The sequence below is a fragment of the Psychrobacter sp. Cmf 22.2 genome (genome assembly GCF_001921745.1).
Lineage (GTDB): Bacteria > Pseudomonadota > Gammaproteobacteria > Pseudomonadales > Moraxellaceae > Psychrobacter.
The window spans coordinates 1-261 of sequence record NZ_MRYA01000048.1 but is presented as its reverse complement, the minus strand read 5'-3'; the positions used below and the strand labels follow the sequence as shown (position 1 = coordinate 261).

Genomic DNA, 261 nt, shown 5'->3' with positions numbered 1-261 from the left:
GATAAGGAGCCACCATTGCCGTTGCAATTACCGCTCCTAGCCATCCTGTTCTGGACGCAAGAACAACCAGTAATGGAATGGTGATTAGGGGAATCGCATAAAGAAAGACGATTTTTTGTCGCCAGCTTAGATACTTATCGTGAGGCTGCCGTGCGAGAAGATAGCCAGACAAAGCTAGACCTGTCGCTAGAAAGCTCGCCATTACATTGGGCTGCTGGAAAATGCCGTAAGGTCGGTTGTTTACCGTATTGTAACCAAAGG

1 protein-coding gene is annotated in these 261 nt (G+C 47.9%); it reads right to left on the bottom strand.

From position 1 onward, the window contains the following. Nucleotides 1-261 (bottom strand): pilin glycosylation ligase domain-containing protein (locus BTV98_RS13265; protein ID WP_178379398.1); only part of this gene is annotated, 261 nt, incomplete at both ends.